This window comes from Nonomuraea cavernae (assembly GCF_014646355.1).
GTDB lineage: Bacteria > Actinomycetota > Actinomycetes > Streptosporangiales > Streptosporangiaceae > Nonomuraea > Nonomuraea cavernae.
The window spans coordinates 54,290-67,135 of record NZ_BMNH01000024.1 but is presented as its reverse complement, the minus strand read 5'-3'; the positions used below and the strand labels follow the sequence as shown (position 1 = coordinate 67,135).

11 protein-coding genes are annotated in these 12,846 nt (G+C 71.1%); 2 read left to right on the top strand and 9 right to left on the bottom strand.

Annotated features, from left to right (window positions below; genetic code table 11):
- Nucleotides 1–116: 116 nt before the first annotated feature.
- Nucleotides 117–833 (top strand): PIG-L deacetylase family protein, encoded by a 717-nt coding sequence (locus IEY82_RS29365; RefSeq protein WP_189127493.1) that lies wholly within the window; start codon nucleotides 117–119, stop codon nucleotides 831–833.
- Between the two features lie 142 nt (nucleotides 834–975).
- Here IEY82_RS29365 and IEY82_RS29360 read toward each other — a convergent pair whose 3' ends face one another.
- From IEY82_RS29360 to IEY82_RS29325, 8 genes are all read right to left on the bottom strand, one after another.
- Nucleotides 976–1,665, bottom strand: coding sequence for a Crp/Fnr family transcriptional regulator (locus tag IEY82_RS29360; RefSeq protein ID WP_225262640.1), 690 nt, complete (start codon nucleotides 1,663–1,665; stop codon nucleotides 976–978).
- Between the two features lie 108 nt (nucleotides 1,666–1,773).
- On the bottom strand, nucleotides 1,774–2,778 hold the full coding sequence (locus tag IEY82_RS29355; protein ID WP_189127491.1) for an alpha/beta fold hydrolase: 1,005 nt from the start codon (nucleotides 2,776–2,778) through the stop codon (nucleotides 1,774–1,776).
- A 165-nt stretch (nucleotides 2,779–2,943) separates the two neighbouring features.
- The gene (locus IEY82_RS29350; RefSeq protein ID WP_225262638.1) at nucleotides 2,944–3,891 is read right to left on the bottom strand and encodes a chlorinating enzyme; all 948 of its coding nucleotides are present in this window, start codon (nucleotides 3,889–3,891) and stop codon (nucleotides 2,944–2,946) included.
- 3 nt (nucleotides 3,892–3,894) lie between these two features.
- The gene (locus tag IEY82_RS29345) at nucleotides 3,895–5,652 is read right to left on the bottom strand and encodes an amino acid adenylation domain-containing protein (RefSeq protein ID WP_189127490.1); all 1,758 of its coding nucleotides are present in this window, start codon (nucleotides 5,650–5,652) and stop codon (nucleotides 3,895–3,897) included.
- Nucleotides 5,649–6,548, bottom strand: a complete 900-nt coding sequence (locus IEY82_RS29340) for a DUF6039 family protein (RefSeq protein WP_189127489.1) — start codon at nucleotides 6,546–6,548, stop codon at nucleotides 5,649–5,651. The genes IEY82_RS29345 and IEY82_RS29340 overlap by 4 nt, the downstream gene beginning before the upstream one ends.
- 80 nt (nucleotides 6,549–6,628) lie before the next feature.
- On the bottom strand, nucleotides 6,629–8,002 hold the full coding sequence (locus IEY82_RS29335; protein WP_189127488.1) for an acyl-CoA carboxylase subunit beta: 1,374 nt from the start codon (nucleotides 8,000–8,002) through the stop codon (nucleotides 6,629–6,631).
- Nucleotides 7,999–9,192: a cytochrome P450 gene (locus tag IEY82_RS29330; protein ID WP_189127487.1), complete on the bottom strand. Its 1,194-nt coding sequence runs from the start codon at nucleotides 9,190–9,192 to the stop codon at nucleotides 7,999–8,001. The genes IEY82_RS29335 and IEY82_RS29330 overlap by 4 nt, the downstream gene beginning before the upstream one ends.
- A 99-nt stretch (nucleotides 9,193–9,291) precedes the next feature.
- Nucleotides 9,292–10,782 carry an MFS transporter gene (locus IEY82_RS29325; protein WP_189127486.1) on the bottom strand — a complete coding sequence of 497 codons (1,491 nt, stop codon included), beginning with the start codon at nucleotides 10,780–10,782 and terminating at the stop codon, nucleotides 9,292–9,294.
- Between the two features lie 137 nt (nucleotides 10,783–10,919).
- On the opposite strand from IEY82_RS29325, the gene IEY82_RS29320 reads away from it, so the two are divergent.
- The gene (locus IEY82_RS29320; RefSeq protein WP_189127485.1) at nucleotides 10,920–12,308 is read left to right on the top strand and encodes a class I adenylate-forming enzyme family protein; all 1,389 of its coding nucleotides are present in this window, start codon (nucleotides 10,920–10,922) and stop codon (nucleotides 12,306–12,308) included.
- Here the strand turns inward: IEY82_RS29320 and IEY82_RS29315 are convergent.
- Nucleotides 12,305–12,844: a DUF1697 domain-containing protein gene (locus IEY82_RS29315; protein ID WP_189127484.1), complete on the bottom strand. Its 540-nt coding sequence runs from the start codon at nucleotides 12,842–12,844 to the stop codon at nucleotides 12,305–12,307. The genes IEY82_RS29320 and IEY82_RS29315 overlap by 4 nt on opposite strands.
- Between the last annotated feature and the right edge of the window lie 2 nt (nucleotides 12,845–12,846).

The window sequence follows — 12,846 nt, the reverse complement described above, 5'->3', positions numbered from 1 at the left end:
ACGATCACCGTAAGGCTTACGCCGGAGAGCGGACGGCAGGGGGCTTTCGGTCCTGCCTTCAACGTACGGGCGGGCCGGCAGGTTTAGCGATCTCCGTGTATGTCAGGGGAAACGGCATGACGGATGACTTACAGCCCATGCCCGATGACTGGACGAGAGCCCTGGCCGTCGTGGCCCATCCCGACGACATGGAGTTCGGCAGCGCCGGCGCCGTGGCCGCCTGGACCGCGGCCGGCAAGGAGGTGGGGTATCTCCTGCTCACCCGAGGAGAGGCGGGCATCGACTCGATGCCGCCGGAGCAGGCGCGGAAGGTGCGGGAGGAGGAGCAGCACGCCAGTGCCGCCATCGTCGGCGCCTCGCCGGTCGAGTTCCTCGACCATCCGGACGGCGGGATCGAGCGCTCGCCCCAGCTGCGGCACGACCTGGTGGCCGCGCTCCGCCGTCACCGGCCCGAACTGGTGATCACCTTCAACCACCACGACTTCACCTTCACCGGGAAGTGGAACAGCCCTGATCACCGCAACACCGGGCGGGCCGTGCTCGACGCGGTCCTCGACGCGGGCAACCGGTGGATCCTGCCCGACGCCGGCGCCGAGCCGTGGGGCGGTGTCAAGTACGTGGCGATCGCCGGCTCCGTCCAGCCGACGCACGCGGTGGACGTGACCGGGCACCTGGACACGGCGCTGGCCTCGGTCGAGGCGCATGCCGTGTACCTGGCCGCGCTGGGTGTCCCCCCGGGCGGTGCGCGGGTGCCGCTGGAGGGCTTCGTGAACGCCGCCGGGCAGCGCTTCGGCGGGCGTCCGGCGGTTCCCTTCGAACTGATCACCTGCTGAGCGGCCGACCCTGCTGAACGGGTGAACCGGCAGAACGGGTGAACCGGCAGAACGGGTGAACCGGCAGAACGGGTGAACCGGCAGAACGGCGACCGGCCCCCCGCACCGGCCGGTCCAGCCGTTCCCGCTCAGTCGGCCTCGCTCAGTCGACCTCGTCGACGTACTCGGCCAGGCGTTCCTCGTTCACCACGAGGAACGGGTCCGAGGTCGGCAGGACCAGACCGGCGTCCTTGAATCGCTTCAGAAAGAAGCCGACGCGAGATCTGGTGGTGCCGACCATGCCGGAGAGTTCTTCCTGGGTGATGCGTTCCTCAATGGCCCGCACATTCGGCGAGCGACGTTTGCCGATTTTACGGGATAACCGTAATAAGACCGAGGCGAGGCGCTGCTCGCTGTCCATTGTCACCATTGTCGCGATGACTTCCTGCTGCTCCCGCAGCCGCAGCGCGAGGTAGTCGACGAACCCGTCCATGAGCTCGTGGTCGGCCACCGCCGCGCGGAAGCGGGCGGCCGGGATGCGGCGGACCCAGGTGGTCCGCATGGCGGTCGCCGTCTCGCTGCGCTCGGCCCCGAGCAGCGAGGACTCACCGAAGATGTCGCCGGCGGTGAAGATCGACAGCAGGCACTCCTTGCCGCAGCGGGCGTACATCTGGGTTTTGATCTGCCCGCTTTCGATCACGTAGATATTGCTGTCACGCTGCCCGCAGTTGTAGATGTTGGCGCGCTTCGGCACTCTGATCGAACATGCTCCTGACGCATCGTGCGCAATGAAGGAGCGGAGGCCGTCCTTCAGTTGCGCGACATCCGAGGACTTCATCAGCTCGCCCCTCATGTGTATGCCGGGAATACACTAGCCCTACCCGTCAAGCGACTGATTAACAGGATGTACCGGAATTTTCCGGCTCGATGAGAAAATCGATCGAGGAGCGAATTAACAATATTATCGGCCCGCCGCCGAATCGATGAAGTCGCGGGCCATGTTCATCAATTCCGGATCTCCCTTGAAGAGCGAGATGTGATCACCGTGCGGTCGGATGTGCAGCATGGCGTCGGACAGCGATCCCGCGACCGCCTTCGACCCCTCCGGATGCGCGGTCTCGTCGTCACGGCTGGTGACCACGAGCGCGGGCCGGTCGATGCCGGCCAGCCAGGGGCTCACGTCGGTCTTCATGATCTCCCCGTTCAGCCGGCAGTAGCGGTGCAGGAGATCTGCCGTCGCGTACGGATAGACCACCAGATGCGCCAGATCCGGCGGCACCGAGGAGAGCATCGTCTGGCAGAGCACGGGATGGATGGCGGCGGCCCGGTCCGGGGCGGTCGCGCCCATCTCCATGAGCGCCACCAGATTCTGCTGGTGGTAGGTTCGCTCGGCCCCCGCGACGGCGGCGAAGTCGCCGTGCCAGATGCTGAGCGAGTCCACGCGGGTGAGGTCGCGGTGCGCCGCGGCCAGGCCGATGACGGCTCCGCCGCACAGGCACATCAGGTGCGCGCGCCGGACGCCGAAGTGGTCCATGACCGCGAAGAGGTCGCCGGCCTGCGCCGTCACCCCGGGCTCCGGGCAGCCGCCCGCGCCGGGGCCGAACAGGCCGCGGGTCTCCCACGTGACCACGTAATGGGTGCGGGACAGGAAGCGCGTCCACCGCTCGCACAGCCGGGCCGGCATGCCGCAGGCGGCCACGATCACGACGGCCGGGGCCGCCGGGTCGCCGGCCGCGTAGGCGGGCAGCGGCGCGCCACCGTCCGCCGGCTTGACCTCGTCGCGGACGCACAGCCCCTCGAAGCCGTCCTTCGCCGCGTCGTCCACGATCTCGTCGACGACGTCGGGCGGCAGGTCCTCCCCCATGCCCTCGCGCAGCGCGAGATGGTCACTGACCAGGCGTTCGAAGGTGTCGAGTGAGTCCTGGTCGTCGAGTGCGAACTCCGGTGCGCCCAGCCGTCGGGTCACACGGCCCACAAGGGAGGCGAGGCCAGGCGGGCCGGCCAGGCGCACCGGGTGTCGCAGGACGTCCACCAGTGGCCGCGCGTCCTGCACGGCCCGTGTCAGACGCCTGAGTTCGGCGGTCACGAGTTGATCACCGCGTTCCGTGGGTTGTGAGATGTCACGATCGCCTCACCGCGTCGTGAAGGCGTGCCCGGTGGTGGTCGCGGTCGCGATCCGGTTGCGCGGGTTGCCGTTCTGCCCGGCCACCAGGACCGCGCCGTACCTGTCCAGACTGACCCGGCCGCCGTACTCCTCGATCTCGTCCGTGTCGGGGTAGACGTCCACCTTGGTCGGCACGTAGCGCGAGGCGAAGCCGAGGCGCATCTCCTCGGTGCGGCCGTTGTGCGGCAGCGAGGCGTGCATGAGCGTCGACCAGAACAGGATGGCCTCGCCCGGCCTCATGACCATGGAGACGGCCTTCGACTCGTCGGGCTTCCATGCGGGGTCGATCTGCAGGTCGCGGTAGTCGTAGCCGAAGAAGCCGCGCCGGACGCCGTCCTTGTCCTCCTGGTTGATCTTGCTGGGGTCGTAGTGCATGCGCTTGGTCTCGTCGTAGAACATCGTCTCGTGCGTGCCGGGGATGAACTGCAGGCACCCGGTGTCCTCGTTCGCCTCGGTGAAGGCGGTCCAGACGGTGATGGTGCCGCCGAACTCCTCCGCCTCCGGCCAGACGATCTGCGGCTGGCCCGAGGCGTTGGCGAAGGTGTCCGCCTGATGCCAGTCGGTGCCCTCGTCGCCGGGGTACTTGGGGAAGAACTCCGTGCGCCAGCAGAGCACGTCCGGGCCGAGCACGCTGACCACCCGGTCCACGATCTGCGGCCGGCTGATGTGGTCGGCGAGGAAGGCCGAGTCCAGGTGCCGGTCGTAGTTGGAGATGTTGGTGTTGCCCGACGAGGCGGCGTCGTCCCGGTAGACGGCGTTGCCGCGGTCCATGAGACGCATCCGCTCGCGCCGCCAGTTCTGGCGCATCTCGTCGATCTCGTAGACCTTGAACGGCCCGAAGTAGCCCTGCGTGTGGAAGCTCTTCAGCTCCTCGGGGCTCATCGAGTACGCGCCGCGCACTGTGGTGTCTCCCATGGTCTATCCCCTCACGGTCAGTTGTTCCTCGACGCAGGAGGCCAGGCAGGCGACGGACGCCTCCTCCTCCAGCTCACGTCCCGTCAGCTCCAGGCCGAAGCGCTCGTTGACCTGGGCGATGATGCGGGTCATCGCCAGCGAGGTGGCGCCCAGGTCGAACAGGTCCACCCGGGGTGGCACCTCGTCGCGTTCGAGCACGTCCTCGGCGATGCGCTGCACGACCTTGGCGGCCGACGATGCCTGCGCGGATCTGGCCAGAGCGGCACGGTCCGCCTTTCCCTGCGGCGTCATGGGGATCTCCGACACGATGTGGTAGGTGGACGGGCGGGCGTGCGCCGGAAGCCGGTCCGCGGCCCGCCCGGTGAGCTGCTCGATCAGGTCGGGGCCCGGATCGCCGTCCGCGACGACGAAAGCCAGCAGCCGGACGTCGCCCTCCCCGTAGTCGCGGTGGGCCACCACCGCGTGGGCGACCCGCGGGTGTCCCAGGAGGCACAGCTCGATCTCCCTGGGCTCCAGGCGGAACCCTCGGACCTTGATCTGGTCGTCGGACCGCCCCAGGTAGGCGTACTCGCCGCCGGGCAGCCGGGTGACGACGTCGCCCGAGTCGTAGCGGCGCCCGCCGTCCGGCAGGACCGCGAAGCGCTCGGCGGTCAGCTCGGGCCGGTCGAGGTAGCCGCGGGCCAGCCCGGGGCCGGAGACGTGCAGGTTTCCGGTCGTGGCCGGGCGTCCGCGCTCGTCGAGCACGTCGAGCCGGAGGTCCGGGATGGGCACGCCGATCGGGCTCAGCTCCGGGTGGTCGAGGTCGGCCGCGCGGACGCGGCGGTAGGTCACGTGGACGGTGGTCTCGGTGATGCCGTACATGTTGACGAGCCGCGGGCGGTCGTCGCCGTAGCGGGCGATCCACGGTTCGAGCAGCTCCACGTCCAGCCGCTCGCCGCCGAAGACGACCTGACGCAGCCGGTACGGCGCAGGGCGCTCCTGCCGGGCGTCGGCGGCCACCAGGTGCCGGAAGGCGGAGGGCGTCTGGTTCAGCACGGTGACGCCCTCGTCCAGCAGCAGGCGCCGCAGCGCCTCCGGCGACCTGGCCACCTCGGCCGGGACGATCACCAGCCGGCCGCCGTACAACAGCGCGCCCCAGAGCTCCCACACCGAGAAGTCGAAGCTGACGGAGTGGAAGAGCGTCCAGACGTCGCCGTCGCCGAAGCCGAACCAGTGCTCGGTCCGCTCGAAGAGGCGCACGACGTTGCGGTGCTCGACCAGCACCCCCTTGGGCGCGCCGGTCGAGCCCGAGGTGTAGATGACGTAGGCCAGGTCCTCCTCGGAGGCCGTGGCCCCCGGGCGACCGTCCGGCTCGGCGTCGGCGTCGGCGTCGGCGTCGGCGTCGGCGAGCACGGTCTCGTCCGGCAGGGTGCCGTCGAGGCGGGCCGCCACGTCCGACGTCGTCACGACCGTGCGGACACCGCTGTCGGCCAGCAGGTAGGCGATCCGCTCGGCCGGATAGGCCGGGTCGATCGGCACATACGCGCCGCCCGCCTTGAGTATCGCGAGCAGCCCCGCCACCAGGTCGACGCCGCGGTCCGCGCAGAGCCCCACCAGCACGCCGGGACCGGCGCCCGCGGCCCGCAACCGGCGGGCGAGCCGGTCGGCCCGGGCGTCCAAGTCACCGTAGGAGATCTCCTCGGCGCCGCACGTCACGGCGGTCCGCTCGGGGGCCTTCGCGGCCCGCTCGGCGAAGATCTCGTGCAGGCAGCGGCCGGTCATGTCGCGTACATCCCCCAGTGGTGCGGGGTGAGGCCGGTGTCGGTCATGCTGCCGGGCGTGAACATCCGGGCCCAGGTGCCGCCACCGCGCTCGGGCGCGATGCGCTCCTGGAAGTACAGCTCCCGCACCCTCTCGTCCTTCACGTGCAGCGCCAGCACCTTGTAGTAGGTGCTCAGCGACTTCAGGTGGATGAGCCAGTGGATGCGGTCGGCCGCGCCGAAGGCCTCCTCGTAGACGAAGACGGTCGCCTCGCCGGGCAGGTTCTCGTTGATGGACTCGGCGGCCTCGCGGGCGAACGTGCGTCCCTCGGACCGGAAGTCGTAGTCGAGCTGGGCGGTCCGGTGCAGCAGGAGACCGCAGTTGCCCGAGTGGACGAGCTGCTCGTAGGGCTGCGGCACCTGCTCGAGGGCGCCGGGCAGCCCGGTGATCTCACCCTGCTGCCGGTAGACCGCGGACTGCTTCTCGCGCTCGCCGTCGACCTTGGTGCCGTACATGCCCCAGAACTGCGGCAGCAGCACGGTCTCCCGCATGCTGCCGTCGACGAAGATCTCGTCCCAGCCGCCGTCGGCGGTGTTGTCGCGGTACTCGTCGTCGGAGGTGCCCATGTGCACCATCTGCTCGTACGCGTGCAGCGAGCTGAGGTGGATGAGCCAGTGCAGCCGGTCCTTGGTTCCGAACGTCTCCTCGTACAGGAAGACGCTGGCGACTCCCACCTGCTTGGCGGTCACCATCTCCGCCATCATGCGGGCGAACTTGCGCCCCTTGGCGTGGAAGCCGTTCTTGACCTGTGCGGTCCGCTCGACGATCACGCCGGCCGTGGCCGAGTTGATCAGATCCGCCGCGGGCACCGAGGTCTGGTGCTCGGCGGGCGGGATGACGGGATTCGGGTTGGTCATCGCTCACTCCGTCTGGTCGGACTTGTTCGTCACGCTAATCAGGGGCCGCCGCGCTGCCTGCTCAATAGTGAGCAGGGGCTTCACAGCGGGATGTTCGTGTGGTTGCCGCGCAGCGGCACCGCCCGCAGCAGGGCGTCGGCGAGCCGGCGCCGGGTGTCGGCGGGCTCGATCACCTCGTCCACGACGCCGATCTCCACCGCCTTGCCGACGCCGCCGACCTGCTGCTCGTGCTCGGCGATGAGCCGGCGGCGCAGCTCCTCGCGCCCGTCCTCCGGGCCGTCGCGCAGTTTCCTGCGGTGCAGGATGTCCACGGCCGCCTCGGCGCCCATGACGGCCACCTCGGCGGTGGGCCAGGCGAACACCGCGGAGGCGCCCAGAGCTCGGGAGTTCATGGCGACGTACGCGCCGCCGTACGACTTGCGGATCACCAGCGTCACCCGGGGCACCACGGCCTCGGCGAAGGCGTGCAGCAGCTTGGCGCCGCGCCGGACCACGCCGTCCCACTCCTGCCGGACGCCGGGCAGGTAGCCGGGCACGTCCACGAGCACGACGAGGGGGACGCCGAGGGAGTCGCACATGCGCACGAACCGCGCCGCCTTCTCGGCGGCGGCCGCGTCGAGGCAACCGCCCTTGCGCAGGGGGTTGTTGGCGATGACGCCGACGGTCCTGCCGGTCAGCCGGCCGAGCGTGGTGACCAGGTTGGGCGCCCACTTCGGATGCAGCTCCTCGCCGGGGCCGTCGAGCAGCCTGGCGACGATGCGGTGCACGTCGTAGGCGCGGTTGGCGCGTTCGGGGAGCAGCTCGCCGAGCCCGGCGTCGGCGCGGGCGTCGCCGGGGCGCAGCTCGCCCTGGCCGCCGAGCAGGATGGTGACCCGGCGGGCGGCGTCGATGGCGGCTTCGTCGTCGGGCGCGGTGAGGTGCGCCAGGCCGCTGCGCCTGCTGTGCGGGTCGGGGCCGCCGAGGTGCTCCATGTCGACGTCCTCGCCGGTGACCTTGCGGACGACGTCCGGGCCGGTGACGAAGACGCGCCCGCTGTCGCTCATGATCACCACGTCGGTGAGCGCCGGACCGTAGGCCGCGCCGCCGGCGGCGGGGCCGAGCACGACGGAGATCTGCGGGACGGTGCCGGAGGCCCGGACCATCGCGGCGAACACCTGGCCGACGCCGTCGAGCGCGGTGACGCCCTCGCCCAGCCGCGCGCCGCCGGAGTGCCAGAGGCCGACGACGGGCATCCTCTCCCGGACGCCGAGGTCGATGGTGTCGACGATGCCGGCGCAGCCCTCGGCGCCCATCGCGCCGCCCATGCGGCCGGGGTCGGTCGCGTAGGCGACGGCCGGGCGACCGCCGATGCCGCCCCGCGCGGCGAGCACGCCGCAGCCGTCGTCGCCCGGCAGCGGCCGGACGGTCCCCGGGTCGAAGAGCGCGCGGAGCCGGTCCCGCGGGTCGCGGCTCATCCCCAGGTCACCGGGAGCGCGTGGACGCCGTACACGAACATGTCCGAGCGGAAGGGCACCTCGTCGAGGGGCACCGCGAGGCGCAGCCCCGGGAGCCGGTCGAACAGGGTGGACCAGGCGATCTCCAACTGGGCACGGGCCAGCAACTGGCCCATGCACTGGTGGATGCCGAAGCCGAAGGAGAGGTGCTCCTGCCGATCGGTGAGGTCGCCGAACCGGCTGAAGTCGAGCCGGTCGGGTTCGGCCCAGGCCTCCTCGTCACGGTTGGCCGCGGCCAGCACCACCACCACGCCCTCGCCCTGTTTGATGGTCTGGCCGCCGACCTCGACGTCGGCGGTGGCGGCGCGGCGGGCGCCGTAGTCGATGACGGTCTGGTGGCGGATGATCTCCTCGACGGCGGCGGGCAGCGCCTCGGGCCGCTCGCGCAGCTCCGTCAGCCGGTCGGGGTTCTCCAGCAGCGCCACGGTGCCGACGCCGATCTGGTTGGCGATGGTCTCGTAACCGGCCACCATCAGCAGCGTCGCGATGCCGACGACCTCCTCGCGGCTGACCCTGGCCGCCTCCCGGTGCGCGCCGAGGCGGCTGAGCAGATCGTCCACCGGCCGCTGCTCGCGCTCGGCCACCAGCCGCTCCAGGTAGTGCCGCAGATCCTCGCGGACCTTCATGCGCTGCTCGGGCTCCACGTTCCGATCACCGATGACCTTGGTGGTCTCGTGGAAGTAGTCGCGGTCCTCGTACGGCACCCCGAGCAGCTCGGTGATGACCTGGGACGGCAGCGGCAGGGCCAGCGCCTCGACCAGGTCCGCCGGCGGCCCCTGCGCGGCCAGCTCGTCGACCAGCGCCCCGGCGATGCGCCGGATCGCCGGACGCAGCGCCTCGACCCGCCTGCGGTTGAACTCCGGCAGCAGCAGGCGGCGCAGCCGCGAGTGGTCGGGCGGGTCCATCCTGATGAAGGTGCCCGGCCCCGGGGGCTGCGAGGTGAGCCGGGCCGGGAAGCCGGGCGTGGCGAAGTCGGAGCTGAACCTGGCGTCGCCGAGCACGGCGCGGGCGTCCTCGTACCGCGTCACCAGCCAGACCTCGCTCCCGTCGAAGTCCAGCCGCACGCGCCTGATGGGCCGCCCCGATCGCGGGTCCCGGTATTCGGACGGCGGATCCAGCGGGCACGTCCTGGGGATCGGGTAGGAGTTCATGCCAGCAAGCCTGGTCGGCGTGCCCGCGTCCGTCTGCTCAACTGTGAGCAGGCACGGCGATGGCGGGGCCGCGCACGGCCCCGCCACCGACGAACCGGATCACGCCCTGGCTGTACGGTCCTGCTGCTGAGAGGTTCGCTGATCCGGCTTGCCCCCTGGCGACTTGCCCATGGACATGTCGCGCAGCGGGATCTCCTTCAGGAACAGGCTGGCCACCAGGCCGATGCCCACCGCGATCGCGCAGGCGAGGAACAGGTCGCCCAGCGCGTCGGCGAGCACCGGCGCGGACACCCCCTCGCCGCCCTGCGCGGCGACGCCGAGCCGGCTCGACATGATCGAGCCGAGGATCGCCAGCGAGACCGGCCCCGCGATCATCCGCCAGAACTGGATCTGGCTGGTGCCGACGCCCACCTGCTCCATCGGGATCGCGCTCTGCACGACGGCCGTGGCCATCGGGAAGGCGATGCCGATGCCGACGCCGATGAGCACCATGGCGGTGATCGGCAGGCCCTGGCCGCTGCCCGGCCCGACGGCCGACAGGATCAGCAGCCCGGCGACGATGGCGGCCATGGCGAACACGCCGAGGACGCGGTAGCGCGGCAGGGCCGTCATGGCCTTGCCGGCGATCGGCGCCATGAGCATCAGGCCGAGCATCATCGGGATGAGCAGGGTGCCGGAGTGGGTCGCGCTCACGCCGAGCACGCCCTGGTAGAGCAGCGGCACGTAGAAGGCCGTGCCCATCATGGCGAACGCGGAGAAGAAGGCCACCACGGCCATGACGGAGACCTGGTTGCTCCGGAACAGCGCGAACGGCACCAGCGGGTTCTTGGCCACCCGCGTCTCCACGAGGTAGAACGCCACGAGCAGCGCGGCGCCGCCGATCAGCAGCGCGAGCACCTCGGGCGAGGTCCAGGCGTGCCCGTCGCCGGTGAGCGTGAGCCCGATCAGGATCGGGACGAGCCCGGCCACGAGCGTGACGACGCCGGCGAAGTCGATGTCGCGCCAGCTCGCGCCGCTGCGCACGAACGGCACGCCGATCAGCACGGCGGCGATCGCGAGCAGGCCGATGGGCACGTTGACGTAGAAGACCCAGCGCCAGCTCCAGTTGTCGGTGATGACCCCGCCGAGCGGCGGCCCGATCACCATGCTGAGGCCGGAGAAGCCGAAGAAGACCCCCTGCATCTGGGTACGGCGCTCCGGCGTGTAGATGTCGGCCAGCAGCGTGAAGACGTTGGCCATCAGCACACCGCCGAACAGCCCCGCCAGCCCTCGCGCGCCGACCAACTGGGGCATCGTCTGGGCCGCGCCGCACAGCCACGACGCCACCAGGAAGCCCGCCAGGCCGACGAGGAGCACCGGTTTGCGGCCGAACATGTCGCCGAGCTTGCCGGCGATCGGCACGACGACGGCGGCCGCGACCGCGTAGGAGACCCCCACCCACGCGTACAGCGACAGGCCGTTCAGGTCGTCGGCGATCCGGGGCATGGCCGCCCCCACCACCGAGACGTCGATCGAGGCCAGGGCCAGGGCCAGGAGTGCGCCGATGGTGGCGAACAGCTGGCCGCGCGTACTCGAACCGGTTTGGTTCATGTCATCGCCTCCCTTGTTCTTGGCAGCCGTCCCACTTCTTCTCGGACCCATGCCGACTCCAGCCCACACGAAGCCGTCTCCCGGGTCTGCTCAACACTGAGCATCCGGGGAGCGGCCGGCTTCCTACGATCGGCCGCATGACGACGACCCCGGCAGACCTGGTCAGCGCCCGTCCGGGCGATCATGTAGCGCTCGTCGTGGACGGCGAGCGCGAGTTGAGCGTGGCGGACTGGACCGCCCGGTCACAGGAGCTGGCCGGACGGCTCGCCCCCGTCAGGACGGCGCTGCGGCACGACGACTGGATCGAGCACGCCGTGGCCGCTCTGGCCGTGCACCTGGCCGGCGGCACCGTGCTCGGCCTGCCGCCCGCGCTGCCGGACAAGGAGGTGCGCGCCCGGCTGACCGAGTGCGGGGTGGGCCAGGTGCTGCCCGGCCCGATCGACGACCACGCGGGCACGCGGAACGACTCACGGAACGGCGCGCGGAACGGCGCGCGGAACGAGTCATGGGACGACTCACGGGACGACCACCTGGCCGAGATCCTCTACACCTCGGGCACGACCGGCCGTCCCAAGGCCGTGGCGGTCCCCGTCGCGAACCTCACCTACGGCCACGAGGGCCGCGGGAAGCTGTTCACCGGCGTGGACGGGGTGCTCACCGCCGTCCCGCTGGGCACGAACGCCGGGCACAGCGCGCTGATGACGGCGATGACCGCCCCTGCCACCACGCACGTGCTGACCGACCTCGGGCCGGAGAACGTGGCCCGCATGCTGGAGAAGCTGCGGGTGCCGATGGCGATCGTCCCGCCGTCCACCGCGACCCGCATGGTGGCGCACGGCTGGCACCAGCGCTTCGACCTGTCCGGCCTGCGGGCGCTCATGCTGGGCTCGGCGCCGGTGCCGATGGCGACGGTCGCCCGGCTCATGGAGGCCCTGCCGGGCGTCCGGATCGTCATCGGCTACGGCTCGACGGAGTCGGCGCCCGCCTTCGTGCACCGCCCGGTGGAGACGCCGCCCACCGAGGCGGACGAAGGGCTGCTGGGCCTGCCGAGCGCCGGCACCGACGTGCGGATCACCGAGGAGGGCGAGATCTGCCTGCGCTCGGCCGCCCCGCCCCGCTACTACCTGAACGACGTCGCCGCCGGCGAGCGGACCTTCCGCGACGGCTGGACGCACATGGGCGACCTGGGCGACCTGGACGGTGAGGGGCGGCTGCGCTTCTTCGACCGCGCCGCCGACGTCATCACGTCCGGCGGGCGCCGGATCTCCTCGCTGCGGGTGGAGCACGCGCTGCACTGGCATCCCGAGGTGATCGAGGCGGCCGCGTTCGAGGGGCCGCGAGGCGTCACCGCGGCCGTCGTGCTGCGCTCCCCCGTGCCCGAGAGCGAGCTGAGCGCCTTCGCCGCCGACCGGCTCGACCCGGCCGAGCGGCCGGCGCGTTACGTCGTCACCGAAGCGCTGCCGCGCGGCCCGATCGGCAAGACCCTCAAGCGGCGGCTGGCCCGCGAGAGCCGCGAGGCCCGCTAGCTCGCGATGGCCAGCTCGTGCAGCTTCGTGACGGTCTTCCAGTTGCGGGCGGTCGCGGTCAGGCCGAGCTTCTTCTCCCAGAAGGAGTACGACAGCTTGGTGTTGCGCACCCCGTTGGGGCACCACACGTAGATCTCCTTGCCGACCTGCTTGAACACGTCCGGCTTGAAGACGTCGGGGTCGAGCTCCTTGATCGGCTTGCTCTCCGGCTTCCCGGACAGGAACGTGACCAGGTAGAGGGCGTGGTCGTCGGCCACGTCGCCGAGCGGGTCGGCCTTGAGGATCTCGCCGAGCTGGGTGCCCGTCCTGGCCAGGACGGGCACGTCGACTCCCAGGTCGCGGGCGAGCGCGGCCTGGATCTCGGCCGCCGCCTTGTCGGGGCTCTCGCCGCTGGTGTAGACGACGTTGCCGCTCTGCAGATGCGTCTTGACGTCCTCGAAGCCGAGGCCCTCCAGCAGCTCGCGGAGCCCCGCCATGCTCACCATGTTCCGGCCGCCGACGTTCACGCCGCGCAGCAACGCCACCTGCCTGGACATGT

Bases quoted from the DNA above. Each gene is read 5' to 3' on its own strand.
- IEY82_RS29360 (WP_225262640.1), bottom strand. From the start codon at position 1,665: ATGAGGGGCGAGCTGATGAAGTCCTCGGATGTCGCGCAACTGAAGGAC.
- IEY82_RS29330 (WP_189127487.1), bottom strand. From the start codon at position 9,192: ATGAACTCCTACCCGATCCCCAGGACGTGCCCGCTGGATCCGCCGTCC.
- IEY82_RS29345 (WP_189127490.1), bottom strand. From the start codon at position 5,652: ATGACCGGCCGCTGCCTGCACGAGATCTTCGCCGAGCGGGCCGCGAAG.
- IEY82_RS29340 (WP_189127489.1), bottom strand. From the start codon at position 6,548: ATGACCAACCCGAATCCCGTCATCCCGCCCGCCGAGCACCAGACCTCG.
- IEY82_RS29315 (WP_189127484.1), bottom strand. From the start codon at position 12,844: ATGTCCAGGCAGGTGGCGTTGCTGCGCGGCGTGAACGTCGGCGGCCGG.
- IEY82_RS29335 (WP_189127488.1), bottom strand. From the start codon at position 8,002: ATGAGCCGCGACCCGCGGGACCGGCTCCGCGCGCTCTTCGACCCGGGG.
- IEY82_RS29320 (WP_189127485.1), top strand. From the start codon at position 10,920: ATGACGACGACCCCGGCAGACCTGGTCAGCGCCCGTCCGGGCGATCAT.
- IEY82_RS29325 (WP_189127486.1), bottom strand. From the start codon at position 10,782: ATGAACCAAACCGGTTCGAGTACGCGCGGCCAGCTGTTCGCCACCATC.
- IEY82_RS29350 (WP_225262638.1), bottom strand. From the start codon at position 3,891: ATGGGAGACACCACAGTGCGCGGCGCGTACTCGATGAGCCCCGAGGAG.
- IEY82_RS29365 (WP_189127493.1), top strand. From the start codon at position 117: ATGACGGATGACTTACAGCCCATGCCCGATGACTGGACGAGAGCCCTG.